This is a genomic window from Amycolatopsis echigonensis, assembly GCF_014174495.1.
Taxonomy (GTDB): domain Bacteria; phylum Actinomycetota; class Actinomycetes; order Mycobacteriales; family Pseudonocardiaceae; genus Amycolatopsis; species Amycolatopsis echigonensis.
In genome coordinates, this window is record NZ_JACJHR010000004.1 from 100,462 (window position 1) to 122,611 (window position 22,150).

17 protein-coding genes and 1 pseudogene are annotated in these 22,150 nt (G+C 66.7%); 15 read left to right on the top strand and 3 right to left on the bottom strand.

From position 1 onward, the window contains the following. Positions 1 to 220 precede the first annotated feature (220 nt). Positions 221 to 1,084, bottom strand: coding sequence for an AraC family transcriptional regulator (locus tag H5411_RS04510; RefSeq protein WP_158242526.1), 864 nt, complete (start codon positions 1,082 to 1,084; stop codon positions 221 to 223). Between the two features lie 120 nt (positions 1,085 to 1,204). On the opposite strand from H5411_RS04510, the gene H5411_RS04515 reads away from it, so the two are divergent. Genes H5411_RS04515 through H5411_RS04525 form a run of 3 tightly spaced genes read left to right on the top strand, consistent with a single transcriptional unit; the run spans position 1,205 to position 3,245 of the window. Further along, positions 1,205 to 1,963 (top strand): nuclear transport factor 2 family protein, encoded by a 759-nt coding sequence (locus H5411_RS04515; RefSeq protein WP_101438552.1) that lies wholly within the window; start codon positions 1,205 to 1,207, stop codon positions 1,961 to 1,963. 18 nt (positions 1,964 to 1,981) lie between these two features. After that, positions 1,982 to 2,311: a MoaF-related domain-containing protein gene (locus H5411_RS04520; protein ID WP_101438553.1), complete on the top strand. Its 330-nt coding sequence runs from the start codon at positions 1,982 to 1,984 to the stop codon at positions 2,309 to 2,311. 34 nt (positions 2,312 to 2,345) lie between these two features. Then, positions 2,346 to 3,245: an SDR family oxidoreductase gene (locus tag H5411_RS04525; RefSeq protein ID WP_101438554.1), complete on the top strand. Its 900-nt coding sequence runs from the start codon at positions 2,346 to 2,348 to the stop codon at positions 3,243 to 3,245. Positions 3,246 to 3,426: 181 nt separating this feature from the next. Here H5411_RS04525 and H5411_RS46910 read toward each other — a convergent pair whose 3' ends face one another. Beyond that, positions 3,427 to 3,600, bottom strand: a complete 174-nt coding sequence (locus H5411_RS46910) for a hypothetical protein (protein ID WP_205670154.1) — start codon at positions 3,598 to 3,600, stop codon at positions 3,427 to 3,429. Between the two features lie 7 nt (positions 3,601 to 3,607). On the opposite strand from H5411_RS46910, the gene H5411_RS49230 reads away from it, so the two are divergent. The 12 genes and pseudogenes from H5411_RS49230 (at position 3,608) to H5411_RS04585 (ending at position 20,535) form a co-directional block, all read left to right on the top strand. Beyond that, the gene (locus H5411_RS49230) at positions 3,608 to 3,775 is read left to right on the top strand and encodes a hypothetical protein (RefSeq protein WP_369333437.1); all 168 of its coding nucleotides are present in this window, start codon (positions 3,608 to 3,610) and stop codon (positions 3,773 to 3,775) included. A gap of 81 nt (positions 3,776 to 3,856) precedes the next feature. Continuing rightward, on the top strand, positions 3,857 to 4,216 hold the full coding sequence (locus H5411_RS04535) for a hypothetical protein (RefSeq protein ID WP_134667133.1): 360 nt from the start codon (positions 3,857 to 3,859) through the stop codon (positions 4,214 to 4,216). Positions 4,217 to 4,634: 418 nt separating this feature from the next. Then, complete coding sequence (locus tag H5411_RS04540; protein WP_134667131.1) at positions 4,635 to 6,338, top strand: Ig-like domain-containing protein; 1,704 nt, start codon at positions 4,635 to 4,637, stop codon at positions 6,336 to 6,338. A gap of 256 nt (positions 6,339 to 6,594) precedes the next feature. Beyond that, positions 6,595 to 9,519, top strand: a complete 2,925-nt coding sequence (locus H5411_RS04545) for a penicillin acylase family protein (RefSeq protein WP_205670153.1) — start codon at positions 6,595 to 6,597, stop codon at positions 9,517 to 9,519. Between the two features lie 448 nt (positions 9,520 to 9,967). Beyond that, the gene (locus H5411_RS04550; protein WP_101438556.1) at positions 9,968 to 11,047 is read left to right on the top strand and encodes a lytic transglycosylase domain-containing protein; all 1,080 of its coding nucleotides are present in this window, start codon (positions 9,968 to 9,970) and stop codon (positions 11,045 to 11,047) included. A gap of 265 nt (positions 11,048 to 11,312) precedes the next feature. Continuing rightward, positions 11,313 to 12,440, top strand: coding sequence for a hypothetical protein (locus tag H5411_RS04555; RefSeq protein WP_101438557.1), 1,128 nt, complete (start codon positions 11,313 to 11,315; stop codon positions 12,438 to 12,440). Positions 12,441 to 12,542: 102 nt separating this feature from the next. Further along, positions 12,543 to 13,976: pseudogene (locus H5411_RS04560) on the top strand (M1 family metallopeptidase); the annotation flags it as partial. Positions 13,977 to 15,085: 1,109 nt separating this feature from the next. Further along, a complete protein-coding gene (locus tag H5411_RS04565; RefSeq protein WP_183123038.1) occupies positions 15,086 to 16,396 on the top strand; it encodes a D-arabinono-1,4-lactone oxidase in 1,311 nt (436 codons plus the stop codon). A gap of 211 nt (positions 16,397 to 16,607) precedes the next feature. Continuing rightward, positions 16,608 to 16,979, top strand: coding sequence for a hypothetical protein (locus H5411_RS04570; RefSeq protein ID WP_101438558.1), 372 nt, complete (start codon positions 16,608 to 16,610; stop codon positions 16,977 to 16,979). Between the two features lie 210 nt (positions 16,980 to 17,189). Further along, positions 17,190 to 17,987, top strand: coding sequence for a hypothetical protein (locus H5411_RS04575; protein WP_183123016.1), 798 nt, complete (start codon positions 17,190 to 17,192; stop codon positions 17,985 to 17,987). Between the two features lie 809 nt (positions 17,988 to 18,796). Further along, positions 18,797 to 19,516 (top strand): MgtC/SapB family protein, encoded by a 720-nt coding sequence (locus H5411_RS04580; protein WP_183123017.1) that lies wholly within the window; start codon positions 18,797 to 18,799, stop codon positions 19,514 to 19,516. 821 nt (positions 19,517 to 20,337) lie between these two features. Beyond that, entirely contained in the window at positions 20,338 to 20,535 is a 198-nt protein-coding gene (locus H5411_RS04585) for a hypothetical protein (protein WP_183123018.1), read from the top strand. A gap of 992 nt (positions 20,536 to 21,527) precedes the next feature. On the opposite strand, the gene H5411_RS04590 is transcribed toward H5411_RS04585, so the two are convergent. Beyond that, a complete protein-coding gene (locus H5411_RS04590; protein ID WP_183123019.1) occupies positions 21,528 to 22,145 on the bottom strand; it encodes a cysteine hydrolase family protein in 618 nt (205 codons plus the stop codon). Positions 22,146 to 22,150: the final 5 nt, after the last annotated feature.

The window sequence follows — 22,150 nt, forward strand, 5'->3', positions numbered from 1 at the left end:
GAGGAAGTCGCCGATATGCCGTGTCAGTGGGTGTTCTGTTTCCGGGGCGTCGCGGATGGCGTCAGCGACGGCAGTGTCCGGCCAGTTCACTCGACCCGATCCCCGCTCAGCTTGCCTGGCAACGACGGGTATCCCGCAACGTCAACGCCGCCTCGCAACCGCAAACCTCGCCCCGGGCTCGCCGGATCCACCTGGATGTGCGGCTGCTGCCGCCTGTGGGTCATGTGCGTTCGCGGGTGCGGAAGGTGCCGGGTGGGTGGCCGGTTTCGCGGTGGAAGAACTTGCCGAAGTTGGTGGGTTCGGTGAAGCCGAGGCGTCGGCCGATGGCGGCGACGGGCAGGTCGGTGTGGGCCAGGAGGCGTTTGGCTTCGAGGATGACGCGGGCTTCGATCAGGGTTTTGGCGGTGCGGCCGGTGGCGGTGTGGCAGGCGCGGTTGAGGGTGCGGAGCGTGTAGCCGAGCCGGGTGGCGTAGTCGCTGGCGTTGCGGGTGGCGGCGAAAGAGCGTTCCAGTTCGTGCTGGAAGCGCATAAAGGTGTCGTTCGCGGCAGGGGCGAGGTCGTCCGGCTGGGGGAGCCGGGCGATGCGCAGGATCAGCGCGCTGAGCAGGTGCCGCAGGACCTCGATGGCGATCTCGTCGGTGTCGGCGACGGCGTGGGCGTATTCGGTGGCCAGGTCGTCGATCGCGCGGGTGATGCCGGCTCGCTGGTGGGCCGGCAGGCGCAAGACGACGGGGCCGAACGGGCTCAGCAGGGCGCGGGCCGGCTCTAGCCGGGGCAGGAAGGCGGGGGCGAACAGCACCATCCGCACCTGTAGGCCGCCGTCGGGGGTGCTGGGGCGGGGCAGGCGCAGGACGCGTCCGGGCGTGACGTGGAGGAGCGTGCCCGGGGCGCAGGGGTGATCCACGAAATCGACCATGATGGTGGCCTGGCCTCTGGTGACGAGGAAGATCTGGTGGAAGTCGGTGCGGTGCACGACCGTGCGCGTTTCGGGTGAGATTCTGCCTGTCAGGCGGCCGAGGTCGACGACCTCGACGTCAAGCAAGGCTCGGTCCGGGTTGCCGAAGCTGAACTCGGCAACGGCCACGGAAGCATCGGGTTGTCCAGTTTTGACCATAGCGGTTCCCGATCTTACCTCGCCGTCCCGTCCTGTTCGGACGAACCTGGAGTCCGTCAACGCCACACCCGCGAAAAACGAAACGAGGACATGATGAACACCAAGGATCTGGTTGTGCGGGCCACCGGCGAGCTGTTCGGCGCGAAGGACACCGCCGCGGTGGACCGCTGGGTCGCCGCCGGCTACCGGCAGCACAGCTCGTTGGCGGCTGACGGTCCCGAGGCGCTGCGCGAACTGGTGGCCACCTTGCCCGAGGGTTTCCGCTACGAGCCGGCACGGGTGATCGCCGACGGTGATCTGGTCGCGCTGCACGGCACCTACCACGGCTTCGGCCCCCAGCCGCTGGTCGCCTTCGACCTGTTCCGCGTCGAGGACGGCAGGCTGACCGAGCACTGGGACGCACTGACCCCGGTGGTGGCCGACACCGTGTCCGGCCGATCGCAGACCGACGGCCCGACCACACCGGGCGACCTGCACAACACCGAGGCCAACCGGAAGCTGGTGACCGAGTTCGCGCAGAAGGTGCTCAAGGACGCCGACTACTCGGCGCTGACCGACTACATCTCCGCCGAGACCTATCGGCAGCACAACCCGGAGGCCGCGGACGGGCTGGACGGCTTCGGCGCGGCCGCCGCCGCCTGGGCCGAGCAGGGCAAGAACCTGGTCTACCGCACGATCCATCGGGTCGTCGCCGAGGGCGAGTTCGTCCTGGTGCAGTCCGAGGGCGAGTTCGGCGTCCCGGTCGCCTACTGGGACCTGTTCCGGGTCGCCGACGGCAAGATCGTCGAGCATTGGGACGTCATCGCCCCTGTTCTCGCCGAACTCCCGCACGGCAACGGCCTGTTCTAGGAAGGCGAGGAACCCGAGATGAGCGATCTGACCTATGCCGGCAAGACCTACCGGTTCACCGTCGACAACGGTGCGGTGTTCCGCAACACCTACGCCGCCGACGGCACCCGGCTGCACTACGAGGTCCTCGCCGGCCCGGCCGTCGGGGCAACCGAGAACGTCGACCTGCACGCCGCCGAGATCGCCCCAGGCGTGTTCCTGGTCGGCTGGACGGAGAAGTCGGGGATGACGGTCACCCACGCGATGAACCTCGTCACCGACACCGTTCACGCTTTTTGGACCTACTCCACCGCGCACGGCCGGGTCGGCGAACTGCACACCGGCACTCTCACCGAGCTCGCTCGCTGATCGTCGACCCCGCCACACTCCAAAGGAGCCCACAATGATCAACCGTCCATCCCTCCCCCGAACCGGAACCGCCCGGCTCCGGTCCACCAGCCCGATCGCGGTGACCGGGGCGACCGGGCAGCTCGGCGGCAGAGTCGCCCGGCGGCTGGAGGCGGCCGACTGCGCCCAGCGGCTGATCGTGCGGGACGCCTCCAGGGCGCCCGTACTGCGTAACGCCGAGGTGGCAGTGGCCGAGTACGCGGACCGCCCGGCGGTCACCGAGGCGTTGAGCGGGGTGGACACCGTGCTGATGGTCTCGGGGCACGAGGACCCGGCCAGGGTCGCCGCGCACACGACGTTCGTCGACGCGGCGGCCGAGGCCGGTGTCGCTCACCTGGTCTACATCTCTTTCTACGGCGCAAACCCCTCGGCCACCTTCACACTGGCCAGGGACCACGCGGCGACCGAGCAGCACATCCGGGCCAGCGGCTTGGCGTACACGTTCCTGCGGGACAACCTCTACGCCGACTTCCTGCCCATGCTGGCCGGGCCGGACGGTGTGATCCGCGGCCCGGCCGGCGGCGGCCGGGTCGCCGCGGTCACCCAGGACGACATCGCCGACGCGGCAACGGCCGTGCTGCGAAACCCCGGTCCGCACGCCGGCAACACCTACAGCCTCACCGGACCGCAGGCGCTGGGCCTGTCCGAGATCGCCGAGCTGATCACCAGGATCACCGGCCGGGAAACCCGCTACCAACGCGAAACCCTCGACCAAGCCAAGGCGTCCAGAGCCGCCTACAACGCCCCCGCCTGGCAACGGGAAGCCTGGATCTCCACCTACACCGCGATCGCCGCCGGCGAACTGGCCCAGGTCACCACCGACGTGGCCACCCTCACCGGCCACCCCCCGACATCCCTCGAACACCTTCTGCTCACCGGCCAACACCGCAAGTAGAACCTGCCCGGCCTGATGTCCCCAACGCGGCGCGTTCAACTGGCGCGATTGGGGTGCACGACCCTTCTGACACCTGCGCAGCGGACTCCGACCATCGACATCTCGGGCCGACGCATTCCGGCGTTCAACAATCGAACGATTACTGAATGTCCGCCCGTCGCCGCGCCGCTGAAGCCTCCATCTAGGTGGAGGTGTTCAACAACCGGTAGCTGGTCGGGCTGGTACGGGTCAGCACGAGCGACAGGAGACCGCGCGGCAGCGCGACGCGCTCGACGAACTGTGCGTGAAGGTATTCGAGGAGAAGATCAGCGGCAAGCTCGCCGTCGACGCCCCGCCCCGCGCTGACCGCCGCCATCGACTACATGCGCTCTGGCGACATGCTTACCGTGCAGGAAGTCGACCGACTCGGCCGCAACCTCCTCGAGGTCCTGCTCGTGCGACGTAGGCGTCGGCGTCGGTGGGTTCCATGTCCCACAACGGTTTCCCGAACCTGGTGCGCACCTGCTCCAGGTGCCCGACGTCCGAGCTGATCGTGCCGTCCGCAAGCCCTGCGTGATGTTCGACCTCTCCGAGATCGGTTCATCCAGACTGAGGTTGAGTCAGAACGACAGATGATCACCCGCAGGAATGGGAACGCCCTGGTCCTGGCCGGTACGGACCCTCGGGTCTCCGCCGAGGAACCCTGGAGCTCACGGGGCATCTCTTGGCAGACCCGTTTCCTCGACGTGGCGGCACGCAAGCAGCGCGGCTCACTCGTTCGAATTGTCAATGGCGCAGTGGCCGCGGGCTCGGCCGACAATGGAGGCATGTTCACCTCCGGCAATCAGGCCAGTCCGCGTCGCGGCCGTCAGGAACTCGGCGGCGGCTTGCTCGCACCCGCGGCGACGACACCGGATGCGCGGAACAACACCGTCGCTGTCGCCGAGCCCGAGGGAGATCCCACGCTGGCCTGCCACGCCCGGACCGAATAACTGCCTCTGCCGCCGTCGGCGATTTACCCGGCTCAGCGCAGGTAGGACTCAGCGTCTTGTTGTCGAGCAGCCCGGTGCCCTCTCGGGCGTCGCGCTGAGGCACGCGAGTGTGCAAGTTCCCGGTAATCGAATGAATGTCTCCTGCCGCGCGACGGCACGTTCGGAAGCGGTGTCGCTCCTTTTCAGGGCCACCCGTCGAACCTTCCGAGCCCCACTCGGACGACATGAAAATATCACCGTTTCAACGGATGAAAATGCATATCCCCGGCGGGATGGTCCAACGAATGCGAGTTGTGACGTTGCCAACACGGGTTCCGCGTGCTTAAAGTTCTCGTAAATTACGCGAAGCTCGTCGGCGCGGGGCCGATGTTTGGCAAAGGCTGAATTCCTCGGTCTTCAGGGCGAAAGAAGGCGCTTCATGGCAAACGCGATGAGACGCGTCGCGTCGACCACTCGCAGAGCGGTGTCCGTGGCGACGCTGATTGCTGCCGCCGCGGGAGGTGCGTTCGGCGGGGTCGCGTCGGCCGGTGCCCCAGCGCAGTTCCGGGAGCTTTCGGCGGAAGCCGGCACGCCGCCCGGCATGCAGTTCTCCACGGACGCGCCGCGGGCGGGGGCCAAGCCGGACAGTGTCGTGACAGTCAAGATGTCCTTGGCGCTGGCGCGGATGTCGGTCGTCGCACCGCGGCGAGGGGTCGCCGGCGGGCAGATCGAGTTCCTGCAAGGCCTTCAGCATTTCGCATCGTCGAAACTCGCCACGATCAAGCTCGACGGGTACCGGTGCGAGGATTACGACGACGCGATGGGAACCCTGCGGGTCACCGACGGTCAGCAGGACGGCCGCGACGTCGACGGTGCCGCGTTCGCGGCGTTCGTGCAGGACATCATCGCGAAGATGAGCAAGGGCTCCGACCCCGCCGCCGATCTCGCCGCATTGCGTGCTTATTCGCTCGTCGCGTCCTGTCGCTTCCGCGTCCCGTCGGACCTGGTCCGGAACATCGAGGTGGCGGGCATCGTCCAGTCCGGCGGCGGCAACGCGGCCGACATCGCGGGCCGGGCCTTTCTTCCCGTGGATCTCCCGGAAGCACCGGCCGCTCCGGCCGTCGACGGCCCGGACGACCTCGTCGTCCACGAGGGCGGCGGCCTGACCGGGACCGGCCCCAGGGACACGCTGATCAGGTGGAACATCGACGGTGCGCGAATTCCGGCCCCTACGGCCTACGTCGGCCACGACGGCAAGTGGGCGCTGCGGGTGCCGCCGGTCGTGCCTGCGGACGGCAAGCCGCACCAGGTGTTCGTCACGTCCGAGACGAGCGACGGCAAGGTCACGGGCCAGTCGGCGGGCCGCCGGCTGACGGTGCTTCCGGCCCTGGCCCGGCCGGTGATCACCGACCCCGAAGACGGCGCGGTATCGCCCGGTCAGGTGCTGACGGTCTCCGGCAGCAACGGAGCCACGGTCACCCCGGTCGACAAGAACGGCAAGCCGCTCGGGTCCCCGGCGACAATCGAGAACGGAACGGCTCGAGTCTCGCTGGACAAGAACGTGCCGCTCGGAACGGCCGTCCGGATTCGGGCGACGGACGCGGCGACCCCGGTCTCGGATGCGTTGTTCTCCGACCCGAAGACGGTTGAAGCCAGCGCGATCTCCTTGCTCTGGTCACCGTCCGCCGCGCCTGGCGGGGATCACCTGGCGACCTTCGCGATCCAGCCGGAGAACGGCGACCTCTCGTCGGTGGTGGGCAAGAAGATCACCATCAAGGCTCCGGACGGTTTCACGTTCCAGCCGATCTCGGACGAGAAATCCACGGTGCGCGGCCGCTACAACATCACGGCGAACGCCAGTGACAAGGACGGCCGGAACAACGGCGCGTGCACGTGGCTGGCCGATCTCGTTTCGGTGAGCCCGGACGGGAAGACGATGACCTTCGTCTTCCCGTCCGTGGACCCGGTGAGCCGCGACGACGTCGTCAAGAAGCTGTCCGGTGGCGACTACCCGCCGAACCAGCTTCAGGTGACGTTCCACGTCACCGCCGACGCGAACGCGACCGCGGGCGAGAAGACCGGCGGACAGGTGACGGTCGACGGTTTCGGCGCCGCTCAGTTCACCGGGCGGGTGACGACGTGAACAGCGGGAAACAGCCGCTGTTGAGTGCGGGCGAACCGCGGCCGCCGTTCCGAAGACCGGGGACACGCCGGTCTCCAGGACCGCATCGCTGACCGCACGACGGTCAGTCAGCTGAAGAGGTTTTCCGCAATGATGCGGGTACAGTAATTCAATTCCATGCTGGATATGGATTTGTCTTTCTTCGAGAATTCCTCGTCGTTTCCGGAGGAGAACGAGTCCGTTCGCGCGTCGTCGGACGTGCACCAAGGAGTGTCGCATGTCAAAGAGCAGCGTTGCTCGAAAAGTGAGCCTTGCGTGTCAGGCCCTGGTCATCGTCCTGGCATCGGTGGCCATGCCCGGCGTGGCGGGCGCCTCGCCAGGCGCTCCCGGCCCCGATCCAGGCGGCTACGCCGACTACTGCAGGGACCAGTGCCACGACATTCTGCCGCCCGGGCAGGGCAGCAATCTGTCGAGGTCCGAAGTGCTTCAGCAGTTCGCGAAGACCAGGTCGTTCTCCTTCGAAGTGCCGCACGGACGCGATCAGGTGGCAGCCTACGATTCGCTGCGGACGAACTATCAGAACCTGACGAACGAGAAGATCGGCGAGTTCATGAACTCCTCGTCGTTCGCCGTGCCGCAAGGCGGTACCGGGCCGGTTCCGGTTCCCGGCCGCGACGACGTGACCATTTCCCGGGATGCTCGCGGAGTCCCGTACATCAAGGGAACGACCCGGGACGGCACGACGTACGGCTCCGGCTACGCGGCAGGCCAGGACCGCCTCTTCATGATGGACCTGCTGCGCAACATGGTGAACGGTTCCGCGGTGCAGTTCGCCGGGAGCGTCGCGGGGGACTTCCAGAAAGAATTGTGGCCGAAGATCGCGGAGACCGTCGAAGACCGGGACCGGCAGATTGAGCAGCTTCGCAATAGCGGGCCGGACGGCGTGAAGATTGTGCGCGACCTCCAAAACTACGTGGACGGGATCAACCGGTACATCAAGGACGCCAGCGGGAGCAGCTCATACCTCAAGAACCTTTCCACGGCGAAAGACTTGTCCGCTGGGGACAGGGCATTCATTGATTCGCTCAAGCTGGATCTTCCCGCCGACTACTGGGGAAAGCTCTTGGAGCCGGGCACCGCGGTCGTGGGCGAGCTTTCGAAGCTGCTGCAGGGGAATTTTTCTTCCATCGACCTCGGCAAGCTGATCGCCAATGCTCCTAAACTGCTCGAGGTCTTGCATGCGCCGGAAATCAAGCCGTTCTCGCTGAACGACGTGGTCGGAGCGGCGACCTTGCTGGGCGGGCAGTTCGGCGCCGCGGGCGGCGGGCAGGCGCTCGCGGCGGTCGCGAAGGTGGCGGCGGAGCTGAAGTACGGCAAGGAACAGGGCAGCAAGGTGTGGGACTCGCTGCGGTCGGCGGACGATCCGGAAACGACCGTGACGCAGCGCGGTGCCGCGAAGGTCCCCTACGGGGCCAGCCCGAAGGACCCGCAGCACGTGGCGATGCCTGACCCGGGGTCGCTGACAGAAGAGCCGGTGGAGGCCGGTTCGGGCGGTTCGGCGAGCGCGGGTGCGCCAACCGAGGGAACGTCTTCGTCCCCGGAGGCGCTGCCGAGGAACTATCTCGGCCGGGCAAAGGGAATGTCGAACGCCCTGGTGGTTTCGGGAGCGCATACGAAGAGCGGGAGCCCGATCGCCATGTTCGGGCCGCAGACGGGTTATTTCGCTCCGGAGATCCTGATGCTCCAGGACATTCAAGGGCCGGGGATCAGCGCGCACGGGGTCATGTTCCCGGGGACCGGTCCTTACGTGCTGATCGGTCGTGGCCCGGACTACTCGTGGAGCGCGACGTCGGCGCATCAAAGCATCATCGACACGTACACGGTGAAGCTCTGCAACGTTGACGGCCGCCCGGCCGGCAAGGAATCCGACGGCTACCTGGACGGCGGCAAGTGCGAGAAGCTGGATCCGGTGGAGAGCGCGGACGGGTTGCGGGTGTTGCGGACGAAATACGGCATCGTGCGGCAGCGGGCCACCGTCGAGGGGGTTCCGGTCGCCTACACGGAGCTGCGGTCCACCTACCGCAACGAAATGCAGGTGGCGTTGGGGTTCATGAGGTTCAACGACCCGGAGCAGATGAAGGGGCCTGAGGACTTCCAGAAGGCGGCCTCGGAGATCGGATTCACCTTCAACTGGTTCTACGCTGACTCGAAGCACACGGCGTACTACAACTCCGGTCTCCAGCCGGTCCGGGCGGCGAACGTCGACCCGAACCTCCCGATCTGGGCGAATCCGGAGACCGAATGGCGGAACTGGGACCCGAAGACCAATGTGGTGCAGGGCATGCCGGGCGAGCAGCATCCGGCCTCGATCGACCAGGACTATTACGTCAGCTGGAACAACAAGTCCGCGGAAGGCCAGGTGGACGGAAGTTTCGGCGACGGATCCGTGCATCGCGCGGACCTGCTGGACCGGCGAGTGAAGGACCTGATCGCGAACGGGAAGAAAATCGACCGGGCCGACCTCGCGAAGACCATGGAGGACGCGGCGGTCGCGGACCTGCGGGGCGAGATGATCCTCCCGAACCTCTTGCAGGTGCTCGACAGCGGCTCGGGCGGCGTCGATCCGGCGGTCAAGAAGGGCCTTGAGGACTTGCGAAGGTGGAAGGAGCACGGCGCCAAGCGGAACACGATGCCGGGGGCCAAGATTTACATCGACGACCGCGCCATCAAGATCATGGACGCGTGGTGGCCGCGGCTGGTGGATGCGATGTTCCGGCCGGGCATGGGCGACCAACTGTACGCTGCCACGGAGCGGAACTTGCAGGTCGACGAGGCGCCCTCGACGCCCACTCCGGGTGGGAAGACGGCTCCGCACCGAGGATCCGCGTTCGAATACGGCTGGTGGTCCTATGTGGACAAGGACCTGCGGGCCACGCTGGGACAGCAGGTGAACGGTCCGATGCCGACCCGCTTCTGCGGAACGCTGGAAGACTGCCGCGGCACCCTGCTGCGCACGCTCAAGGAAGCCGTCGACACGCCGAGTTCAGAGGTCTACCCGGGCGACGACGAGTGCAAGGCCGGCGACGCGTGGTGCGCTGACAAGATCCGGTTCACGCCCATGGGCGCGGCGTTGGCGCCCAGCATCGGATGGCAGAACCGTCCGACGTATCAACAGCTGGTGGAGTTCCCGAAACACCGCTGATCACCAGCGGGGCCGGGGTTGACGAGCCGCCGTGGAGGCGAGGCGAAAGCCTCTCCGCCACGGCGGCTCGCGTTGCTGAAGCGCGCCCGCGCGAAAGTGAGACTGACCGCATGAAAAATTGCACAGCGGGTCAGTGATATTTCATTGTCGAAAGCCGCATCAGCGCGAGTTAACGTGGATCGAGGAGACGTTACGCGGACCCATCGAGGGGATTCGTAATTAACGCTCAACGCTTGGCTGGAATGGCGGGGAGTAGGCGGCGATGTGGCCTGATGGGAAACGCGGAACGCGTTCGGCTCGAGGGCGGACTGCGGCTGCCCTCGCTGGCGGCGTCCTGGCGATCCTGCCAGGGGTCGCGGCCAGCGGGCCGAGTTCGCCGGTCGCGCTCACCCGGCCTGGAGCTCAGCAGCTCCCCGCGCCGGCGGGCCCTCGTGCCGAAGTCCCGCCGATGTCGGTCGACGGACGTCTGCCGCAGCTGCCCGAGATACCCGAGCCGCCCGAGCCGCGCGCCGATTCCGGCTCAGCCGGAGCGTCCGGCCCGCTGGGAATTCCCGCCAGCATGCTCAAGGCATACCGGAACGCGGCCGCCCTCATGGGCAAGCAACAGCCGGGCTGTCGCGTCGACTGGGCACTGCTCGCCAGCGTTGGCCGCATCGAGTCGAACCACGCGCGCGGCGGCTACGTCGACGAGAAGGGGAACACCCTCGAGCGCATCCTGGGCCCGGCGCTCAACGGGACGGGCGGATTCGCGGCGATCCGCTCCTCCGACGGCGGCGTGTTCACCGGCGACCCGGTGTGGGATCACGCCGTCGGCGCGATGCAGTTCATCACCGGCACCTGGCGCCAGTACGCTTCCGACGGCAACGGCGACGGGGTTTCCGACCCGAACAACGTTTACGACGAAACTCTCGCCGCGGGCCGCTACCTCTGCTCGGGCGGTCTTGACCTTTCCTCGGACGGCGGCCAGCGGGTCGCCGTGCGCCGGTACAACAACTCGCAATCCTATGTGGACACTGTAATGGCCTGGGCGGTCCGCTACCGCGGCGGAGCCGCGGAACTGCCCGACGCCGACGCGCCGATCGGTGTTCCGCCGGGGAAACCGGCCGAGAGCACGCCGAGCGCGGTACCGGTCCCGCAAGCGCCCGCGGCACCGACCTCCGCGGCTCCCGACAGCACGGGGCCTGCGAACTCGAACTCGCCGAGCAGCGGCGCACCCGCCAGCGGGGAGTTGCCCGCCACCTCGACGAAGCCGGAACCGACGACTCCGCCGGCCAGCACGACCGGCACCCCGCCGACCTCGGCCAGCACGACGCCCCCGAGGTGCGAAACGCCGAGTCCGGACGAAGTTCCGTCGACGCTTGACGAAAAGGCGTCGCGGTCTCCGGAGTCATCGACGCGAGAAAGCCGCCGCAGCGGAGAGAAGTCCCCCGGCGACGGAGTTGGCGGCGAATGCGGGCCAAGCACCGAAACGTCGGCGGCCAGTTCAGCGAGTTCTCCGGCCAGCGGTTCGGGGCACGAGCCGCGATAGTCCGCTTTCGCTGCTGGCGCGGTCGTTCCCGTTCCGCGCTCTGACCGTCCTGGACGGAATCGGCTCGTGGACATTATTTTTCTCATGACTTTCGTGGGAACGCTTGACCATTCGCTCGCGTTCCGGCAAAGGGGAACCCGGCGGTCCGATTCAATACTAAAGTTCTGCCTCGATGCTGGGGTTTTTAGTTCGCGTACCTGTTCTCTCGGCGGATATTGACTTACGTTCGCAGCTTCGCACTGATGAACCGGAGGAGAGGTACCTCGTGTCACTACGCCCCCGAACTCTCAGCAGGACCTTTGTCGCAGTCGGTGTTCTCGTAGCGGCTGCGGCCGGTACGGCCGTCCCGGCGGAAGCGGCCGCGCCGAATCCGGCGAAGCCTTCTTCGGTAGAGAAGGACATCGCACAGTTGGAGCGGGAATTCCAGGATCTCGTGCAGGAGCCGGGAGTCGCCAGCGTGCTGCGCGACAGCAAGCCGCTGATCGAGTCGCCGATTTTCGGGTCCGGCCGGAAAGCCGAAGGCGAGCCGGGCGCCATTCCGGGTTGCACCCCCGGGGCGCTGATTTCCGAGTTCGAAAAGCTCCAAGCATCGCTCACGGATGTGGAAAGGCGAGCGGCGTCCGTGGTCGACAGCCTCAACAACCTGTACGCGTCGGTTGTCGCGAACGACAAGAGCCCGCAGGTCTTCGGCACCGACGGCCAGTACACGCCCCGCGCCACTGCCGCGATCGACAAGCTGCGCGGGTTCTGGGACATCGAGAGCTGGAACATTCAGCTGGTGGCGTATAAGGGCACGGACGCGGCCAGCCCGGAGAAAATGAAGGAGACGTTCGCGCGCGGCTTCGCCCCGGAGCGGGCCGCGGCGGCGGGCGCGCTGGCGAGCAAGGTCGTGCACGAGGTGCCGGCCTTGCAGGGCGGACGGAACCCATTGCTTTCGGGCAACGCGTTCGCGGCTCCGCCTGACAGCGCGGGCGGCAAGCGCATCCTGCTGGGCGACGGCCTGCTCGACCTGGTCGGCCAGGACGGCTTCGGCGATGTGTCGGTGGAAGGGATCTTGGGACACGAGTACGGGCACCACGTCGATTTCGCGCACGACAACTCGCCGAGCGACGAGTCCGGGGAAATGGGTCCGGACGCCTACGCGGGCTATTTCCTCGCGCATGCGAAGGGCGCGGCGTGGGATGCCCGCGCGCAGCAGGAGTTCGCCTACCTGAGTGCTTCCATCGGCGACTGCGAGCACAGCCACGGCACTCCCGCCCAGCGCAAAGCCGCGGGTACGTGGGGCGAGCAGCAAGCCCTCAAGCAGGACAACCCGAACAAGATCGTTCCGTCCGCCACGGTGATCGAGAAGTTCCAGAAGGAATACCCGAAGCTGATGAAGTCGCAGGCCTAGGCGCTCGTCGCCGCACGTTGACCTGACCGTGGGCCGTCGCGGTCCTCTCGAGACGACCCACGGACTCAGGGCACCGACGTTTCCACCACGATCAGGAGTGTCATGACAGCACCGCAACGCTGGCGTCGTCCGGCAGTTACCGTCGCCGCCACCCTCACCGCATTGACGTTCGGCGCCACCGTCGCCTCGGCCGGCCAGGACAGGCCGGCCCCGGGCGCGGACGGGGCCGGGGACAGCTACTACCCGCAGGACGGCAACGGCGGGTACGACGTGTCCGACTACGACCTCAAGGTCGCCTACGCGCCGGACAGCCGCCAGCTCACCGGCCTGCAGACAGTCAACGCACGGGCGACCCAATCGCTCAGTTCGTTCAACCTCGACTTGCGCGGCCTCACCGTCGACTCGGTCAAGGTCAACGGCCTTCCCGCCCAGTTCAGCCGCACTGGCGACCACGAACTCGTGATCACGCCGCGCAACTCGCTCGCGCGCGGGCTGCGCTTCAGCGCCGAGATCGCCTACCACGGCGTCCCGGAGGCGATACCGGGTGCTATCGGCGAGGACGGCTCGAACGGCTGGCAGCACACCAGGTCCGGCGGAGCGTTCGCGGCAGGCCAGCCGCAGTCGGCCATGACCTGGTACCCGGCCAACGAGACTCCCCGCGACAAGGCCCGGTTCCGGTTGGCCGTCACGGTTCCGGACGAGTGGAAGGCGATTTCCAACGGCCGCGAGGCGGGAACGTTCAAGACCGCTGGGGGCACCACGCACGTGTGGTCCGAGGACACTCCGGCCGCGCCCTACATGACCACGCTCGCGATCGACAAGTGGACCTTGAACAAGCGTCAGCGCGCGGACGGCACCCCGATCGTCAGCGCGTACGCCCCGGGTATCCCGGACACCACCAAGCAGGCCGACGCGAGGCTGCCGGAGATCCTCGACTTCCTGGAGTCGAAGTTCGGGAAGTACCCGGCCAGCGCCGCGGGCGGCATCTACCTGAACGAGCAGATCCCCTACTCGCTCGAGACCATGAGCCGTCCGATCTACTCCGGCGGCGCGGGCGACATCGGCACGATCGTGCACGAGAACGCGCACCAGTGGTACGGCGACTCGGTGGCCGTCGACAAGTGGAAGGACATCTGCCTCAACGAATGCTTCGCGTCGTATGCGACCTGGCAGTGGGAGCAGGCGAAGGACGGCGTGGACCTCGACGCCAGGTACTTCGACGAAATCGCCGCGAACGGTGAAAAGTTCTGGGCGGGCAAGCTCTACGACATGGGCCCGGGCAACGAATTCACCGACGTGTACTTCAAGGGCCCGGTCATGCTGCACGCACTGAGCAAGTATGTGGGGCAGGAGGCGTTCGACCGCGTGCTCAAGACTTGGCCCGCACTGCATCGCGACGGAAACGTGAACATGCAGGAGTTCCAGCGCTACGTCGAAGAGGTGTCGCACAAGGATCTGCAGGGCTTTTTCGATGCCTGGATCTACCGCAATGGCAAGCCGGCCCCGGAGTACCTCTATCCAGGCGACCTCAAACCAGTGCCAGTAGTAGCTTCGCCGGCAAAGGGCGCGTCGGTGCGGCCCGGCGCCGCGGTGAGCGGCACCGCCGCGCCGGGCCAGCGGGTGAGCGTGACCGTTGACGGTGCCGCCGTTGCTGAAACGGGAGCGTCGAAGGACGGTGCCTGGCGCACGACGCTGCCGGTGAACCTGGCACCCGGGCAGCACACCCTGACCGCCGCGTCCGCCGGACAGAAGCGTCAGTCCGCGCCGGTCCCCTTCACTCTGACGCCGGCAGGGGAGTCGGCACTGCACACCGAGCAGACCTTCGTCCCGGAGGCGCGAGCCGGCGCGAACACCGTCCTGACCGTGTCGTTCGCCGCCCCCAAGGGCATGCCCGTGTCCACCACGGCCGAACAGCGATTCGTCGCACCCACCGGCTTCCGGTTCACCGGCCTGGCGACCCACGTCGCCGACACCGGCGGCCCGGGACGCGATCTCCGCACCCGGATCGAGGACGACGGCCGAATCCTCGTCGTGCTCGACCCGATCCAGCTCAACCTTCCCGGATCCCCCGCGGGCGCCGACCACCGCACCCTGCAGATGACCGTCACCGCGGACAAGAGCGCCATCGGCCCGCACACCGACGGACAGCTCACCATCGGCACCCAACCCGCGGTCCCCCTTTCCGGGACAATTCGTGCCGCCTGAGCGCTCGGGACGGAAATCCGCAACCCGGCATGAATTTCTCACCCATCCTTCCGCGCGGCAGGATTAAAAGGGTTCTGCGAGGTATTATGCGACACCTTGGAAATGTCGGGGTTTTGGCTGAAAATGTTCGCGGATATGCTGCGCGCGAAGGTATTTCGGGTTAGACGGGCAGTGCTTCGCGATGGGCTGTTCCCTTCCAGTGCAGTCCATGGCGGGGCTTCTTCCCCTCCGGTTGGCGGTTCAGGGACTCCGCCGACCGGAGGGGATTCCGCTTTCCCTGAGTCCCGAGTTCGTCCGGAGGGTGAATCCAGCGGGATTCGATTCACGGTGCGCGAACTGCCTTCGAATCTATGTGCTGCTCAGTCGAGTTAGCTGAATTATTCCCGTAGTCAACGGGAATAATTGTATCCCTCAAAGGGGGCCGAGCGATATTCTTGCCGATTCAGCGTCGCCAGTGGAGCAACTGGGCCGGAACGGCCAAGGCCACCCCGCAACGGGTGCACCGGCCGCGCAGCGCGGCCGAGATCGCCGAGGTCGTGGCCGGGGTCGCCGAGGCGGGGCACCGCGTCCGCGCGTGGGGCAGCGGGCATTCGTTCACCGCGATCGCCGCCGCTGATTCCGACGCGCTCGACCTCGCCGCCTGGACCGGCATCGAACGCGCCGACCTCGAAACGCAGCAGGTCACGGTCCGTTCCGGCACCACTCTCCGCACTCTCAACGCGGCGCTGGACGCGCTCGGGCTCGCGATGACGAACCTCGGCGACATCGACGCACAGACGATCGCCGGCGCGATTTCCACCGGCACGCACGGCACCGGTGCGCGGTTCGGCGGAATCTCGACGCAGATCGTCGCGCTGGAACTGGTGCTCGCGGACGGTTCGGTGGCCCGCTGCTCGGCCGACGAGCGGCCGGAGTTGTTCCACGCCGCCCGCGTCGGCCTTGGCGCGCTGGGCGTCATCAGCACCGTGACCCTCCAATGTGAACAGTCCTTTGTGCTCTCCGCGCAAGAACGTCCGGAGCCGCTGGAGCAGGTTCTCGAGGGTTTCGACGACAACGCGGCGAACAACGACCACTTCGAGTTCTACTGGTTTCCCTACGGCGCCAAGGCATTGGTGAAGCGCAACAACCGGCTGCCGGTGGACGCCGAGCGGAAACCGTTGTCCCGCCTCAAGCAGTTCGTCGACTACGAGCTCACCGAGAACGTCGCGTTCGGCGGGCTCTGCCGGCTCGGCCGTGCGGTGCCGAAGCTGGTGCGGCCGCTGGGCGCGTTCGCCTCGCAGGTGTCGTCGCCTCGGGAGTACAGCGATCTTTCGCACCGCGTTTTCGTGACCCATCGCGGCGTGCGGTTCGTGGAGTCGGAGTACGCGGTGCCGCGCGAATCCGTGCTTGATGTGCTGGCCGAGCTGCGCGGTGTGGTGCCGCGGCTGAAAGATCCGGTGGCGTTCCCGGTCGAGGTGCGGGTGGCCGCGGCGGACGACATCTGGCTGTCCACCGCGAACGGCCGCGATTCCGCGTACATCGCGATCCACCAGTTCCTCGGCATGCCCTATCGCGAGTACTTCTCCGCGTTCGAGAACGTCGTGGGCCAGGTCGGCGGGCGGCCGCACTGGGGCAAGATGCACGACCTCGACGCGTCCGTGCTGCGCACCCGCTATCCGCACTTCGACGATTTCCTGCGGATCCGCAAGGAATGCGACCCGGCCGGGACGTTCGCCAACACCTATCTCGACCGGGTCCTCGGCAGCGCCTGATCAGTTCGGCTCGAACAGCGAGGGCGGGAAGACCGCGCTGCCGCGACCGCGCGAAATGACGCGCCTGAGCGGGCATTCGGTGGCCCACCTGCCTGAGAATAGCCCCCTTTTCGGGGCATTTCTGGTACCCGAACCCAACGGTTTCGAGCGTTGACGCGTCGTTGCCGGTAGGAAGGTGGCTAGGCCCTTCGGGAAACGCGAGGAGATTGCGATGGCGGCAAAGCGGACTAAGTGGACCGTGGCGCTAGGGGTGGCCGCGTGCGCGATCGGGCTCGCTCCGGCCGCATCGGCTCAGTCGGCGAGCACGACCGCGAGGCCCGTGTTTCCCGTCCCCGTCGAGCCGGGGCACCGTTTTATCGTGGTCGCGTTCTCCTGCGGGCCGGGCGGGGGGACAGTCGTCTCACCGGTCACTGGCGCGATCAAACTCGCCGAGTACCGTGGTCCGATCAAGAACGTCGCCTGCGGCGAAGGCGCGATCAGCGCCGATGCCAAGCCTGGTACCTACGCCATGAGCGCGAGCTGCGGCAAGGAGCGCACCGACCCGTTGACGGTCGAGGCGAGGGCGAGCGACGCACCCTCTTAGAACGCAGCCAGGAGCCACTTCGCCGCCTCATTTCGGCAGACGTGAATTATTCCCGTAGTCAGCAGGAATAATTACATTGCTTAAAGAGTGAATCCGAAGCATGTCCTTGACAGTTCAGAGTCTCGGGCGAAAGAATTGCTTCTGAATCTGAGGGTCGACTTCGTGCCGCGGGTGAACGTGCTTCGACAACGACGTTAGGGCTGGTTTCGGATGGGAATCAAACGGATCGTCGCGTTGTCCACGACGGCAGGGGCAGTAGGCTTCGCGGGCATATTTGGAACGGCCGGCCTGGCCAGCACTGCCGAACAAGGTCCCACCTCGTACGCTTACCTCGCCGGGCTGGACGGGCTGGTCGCCGTCCATCTCCACGCGCCTGTCGGGTCGGCGGCGTCGCCGGTGGCGCCGGCGACTGATTCCGACGCCACCGCCTCGGAGAGCGAGGTGCTGGGCGCCAGCGAGTTCAAGCTCGGCTTGGCGGACGGCAGTCTCGAAAAGCTCAAGGCGACCACGACCGCGGACCCAGCCGCGGGCAGGTCGGCAGCGCAGATCTCCGGTGCGGGCGTCAAGGTCACCCTGAAGCTGACTCTCCGCCAGGTGGTCAATCTGGTCGACGCACACGTCGTCAATTCCGACTTCCCTAAGCTGATGGATCGGCTGGATGTCATTTCCGACCTCCCAGTTGTTACGGCCACTCTGTACGTCACGGGGCTCAATGAGAGCTGTCAGGCCGGTCCGGCCGGGGCGACCGCAGGCGGGTCTTTGGCGGAGGGCAGGTTCGAGGCAGATCTGCCATTCGGCGCGAAGATCGACCAGTCGGTCGATGTGAAGCGGTTCGAGGGGAGCGGGTACGACTTCGGCAGGGGGCTGACCCTGAGCACGAAGCTGGTACAGAAACTGCCGGACGGCGGTGTCTCGTTCGACGCGGTTTCGGTCGGCACAGGGGACCAGAAGGTCAACCTCGGGCACGTCGAATGCCACCCGGGCGCGGCCGAGGCGAACGCCGGGTAGCCCCCCGCGGCAGCATGAGCGTGAGAGCGGCAGCGGACACTTCCAGCCCCGGATTCGTGATGAAATCATGCTGTTTCCCATCGCTTTTCCTCGATGGTCGTGAATCAGTGACTCGATGCGGCGCGAATGCCTGACATGTTGTGAACTCAAGCTGGCAAAGCATGCGCCGTCGTCGTTTGAGGAGCATTCCGTGTCCATCCCTTCCCCTCGATCGGAGCCATCGGACGGTTCGCCAGGCCACGCTGACCGCAGGCCTGCGCCGCACGATCGGCGGAATCCGCGAAGCAGTACGCCTCGGCATGCCGCGCATGATCAGCGGCACGACCTACCCGAGCCGCAGGTACCCGCGCTCGTGCCGGAACGATCTGCGCCGAGGAGCCTGCGATGGGTGTCGTGGCTGCTCGGGCTGGGCGCGGCCTTGGTCGTCGGCATCGTGGTCGGTTCCGCGAATGTCGTTGGCCCCGGAGCATGCGGTCCCGGCACGGACCAGGCGATCAGCAAGGTTTCCGGCTCGCCGCCCGCGAGCAGAGGAGCGGCCGCCGGATCGCCGGACGACGCATTACGGCGTGGTTCACCCTGAAACCGCCTTGGCCGCTGTCCGCTCGATGACAACGCCGAGACCCGCGTTCTGTGAGGGCGGCGGATATGCCGATGTCGTTTCGAAGCCGTAATTGAACAATTCATTCCCATGATGTGACCGGTTGCAGTAGCGCGGCGGCCGTCCCCAAATTAGCTTGGTCAATTCATGCGGTCATGCGATTGTGCTGCCTTGATGCGGCACCGCGCGCTCAGCTTCCGCGGGAGGGTTCATGGGGCCGTTGTGGTCTACCGGTCAGCAGTGGTCGCTGCTGGCCCCGGTTCTGGTCGCGCTCGTGCTGAGCACTTTGATCGGACTGGAACGGGAATTGAGCATGAAGTCCGCGGGGCTGCGGACGCACGCGCTGGTCGGAGTCGGGTCAGCGGTGTTCATGCTGGTGTCCAAGTACGGCTTCGACGACTTCCTGGCCAACCCGCACGTCTCGCTTGACCCGTCGCGAGTCGCCGCGCAGGTCGTTTCGGGCGTGGGATTCCTCGGCGGCGGCTTGATCTTCATTCGCAGCAACGCGGTGCAGGGACTGACGACGGCGGCGACGGTCTGGGTCACCGCGGCGATCGGAATGGCGTGCGGAGCGGGGCTCCCTGTGCTCGCCGCCGCAGGGACCGCCGGGTTCTTCCTGGCGACCCGGGGGCTGTCGCGTCTCGCGATATTCGCCGCGAGACATCGGCGCGAACCGCCGATCCTGCAGCTGGGCTACGACGACGGCCAAGGGGTCCTGCGGGCCGCTCTCGCAGCCTGCACCAGCCGGGGCTGGACAGTGCGGGAGATCGTGGTCGACCCGGAGACAGTGCACGACGATGGACGGAAGGCCACTGCAGTCGCGCTGCGTCTCGACGGACGGGGCGACCTGTTCGAGTTGACCGCGGAGTTGTCGGAAATCCCCGGAGTCCGCAGCGCGGTGGCCGGACGGGCCCGCCGGATCGAGGGGTGAGGTCTCTCCTGGCCCGCCGTGCGGTGGTCGGGCCGGACTCCGACTTCGGCGAGGCAGCGCACCCCGGTGGTCCTGGACCCGTTGGCGCGCTACCGCAACCGGCTGGCGCTGGTCGCCTCTCGGGCCGCGGCCACGTCGAACGGTTCCTGGCCGCATGTCCACGAGGCCGCCGACGAACACCCGGCCTTGCCGCCAAATACGGCGTGCGAACCTATCCGACTACCGTGGTCGTCAGCAAGGGCGTCGAGATCAGCGGGTTCGACGGGCGTGGAGGAATTCCGCGAACGAGTTCCTGGCCAGCGTGAACGAGGTCGTCGGCCGTGCGCGTGCGGCAAACCGCGAACGGCAGCAGCGGAAAAAACCACCCAGCGCGCCGACAAATCGGCAGGTGCGGTCCAACAGGACACAAGCGGTTCGGCTGGCAACATCGTGCAGCCAGCGAGCAACGGCAGCTGGCGCGACGGTTCCGGCAGCGATAGACCGTGATCGCGCTGACACCAGCGTGCGCGGCGGGAGCCTCGGGTACTGGGCGAGCCAACCGAAGCGGTCCGATCAGGCGAACGCCCGAAACACGGTCTTCGCGGAGACGCACGGTGGTCCGTGGCGGGCCGAGTTTCTGTTGGTCGAGTCCGGAGTGGACTGGACTTGACCGTGCGGAACACCGTTTTGAGCAAACCGCGAGCCGCACGCGCAGTACCCGCGGTGCCGATCTTCCCGCGCGGACGGCGCTCGGTTCCCGCCCGCGCCGGATTCTCGCTTCGCAGCCGACTTGTCCTGGCGACGGCCGCTAGTAGGTCCACATCCAGCCGAGGGAGCTGCTGGTGGATCTGGTGCCTGCCAGCAGCAACAGCGGCCTGCTCTTGTCGACCGCCGCGTTCTCGACCTGTCCGGTGTACTTGCTGCTGGCCGCGTGGGCGATCGGCAAGGCCGTGATCTCCGCGCAGCTGCTGGCATCCACGGTGTGGGCGACGTCGCAGTACCGCTGGTCTGGAACGATCCCCAGTTCAGCAACGCGCTGATGCCGCTGAGGTCGCCTGGATTCTGCGGACTGTGCGTCCAGTCCGTCAGGTCCAGGACTACGACGTGCCTGCTGGCCGTTCGCCGGCCGGTCGGACCGCATTTCGGATGGACCTTGATCTTGGTGATCGAGAAGTCGAACAGTGCGCTGCCTTCCGGGTTGGCACTCCATTGTTGAGGATCAATGGTGCTCAGTCTGCAAACATATAATCCGACATGAATTATTCACTCGTTCCCGGCAGTGTATTTCAACGGGCGTCGTCGCCTACAATGCGGCACGTCAAAAATCGGCTTCTGGGCTGAAGAGAATTCGCTCTATGGCGCGCACGGCGGCATTTCCGGTTAAGCTGTCGGCGCTTCGCTGGCGATGCTTCCTTTAGGCATGATCCCCATGCGAGGTTTACTCCCCTCCGATCGGCGGTTAAGGTACTACGCCGCCGGAGGGGGAGGTAGTCCGGGACTTGGCGGATTCGTCGAAAGGCGGAGATAATTGCCGATTGCAGCCGGTGTCCGACTGAAGGCGGACAGGGAAGCCAAGCCTGCGGCGGAAAGTTCGCCAATGGAAAGAATGGGAATCAGCGCGGCTTGCCGTCAATCCTGCGGGCTCTGGAGGGGCGGATCACGGTTGAGATCACGGGTCGAAACGCACTTGTCACGTTCCATCGCGGCGGAGAGACTATGTATTCACCTGGACGATCACGTACGTGCGAGACGGGGTAACTCTAACGGCTCAGCACACAGTGATCCAGAACGCCTCCTATTCGATGGCTCAGCACCGCGGCGGCTGACAGCACGCACTGGGCAACGGGTTCCGGAGAGGTCACCGGTTCGGCGATCACGGCGCCGGTGATCTGGCGGGCCTGGGATCAACGGGCTCGTGCTCGATGCGGGCACCGTCTTGACGGCAGGTGGGGCCGCCAAACAGACGATCGCCACTGCGGCGGGCTCCTGCCCGGGCGCGCCAACGCGGTCGGCTCGAGACCCATGCGGCTGTTCATCCGGCCGCGCGTTCGCCGGTGAGTGCGGAGAGCAAATCGTCGGCGGTGATGACCTCGGCCAGGAGGTTGAGCGACTCCAGCGACGCCTGGTGCGCGGCTTCGGATCCGGCGGAGCAGGCATCGGAAAGCACGATGGTGCGGTAGCCCAGTTCCGAGGCGATTCGTGCGGTGCCTTCGACCGAGATGTTGGTGGCCACGCCGACGAACGCGACGGTGTCGATTCCGCCGGCACGCAGGACCACATCCAGTGCGCTGGCGTGGAAACCAGTGATCGGCGTGTGGGTCACGATCGTGTCGGTGTCTGCTGGGGCGGCCGATTCGACGAGTGCCGCGCCGGGCGTTCCGTCGAGGAGGCAGTTGTTCGCGGCGACCATGCCCAGGAGGGGTGAGTTCGCGACGAGGTCAGGATGTCCGGGCTTGAATGCGACGCGGGTGTAGATGATCTTCGCGCCAGCTTGGCGTGCTCCGGCCAAGACCCGAGCGGATGTGTCGAGCACGCCGGTGCGCTCGACTTCGGCGCGGAAGAACGGTGCGAAGGCACCGTCGGCGCCGACGATGTCGTGCTGCAGGTGGATCGCGATCAATGCGGTGCGCGTCGGGTCGATAGTGGGCATGGGGG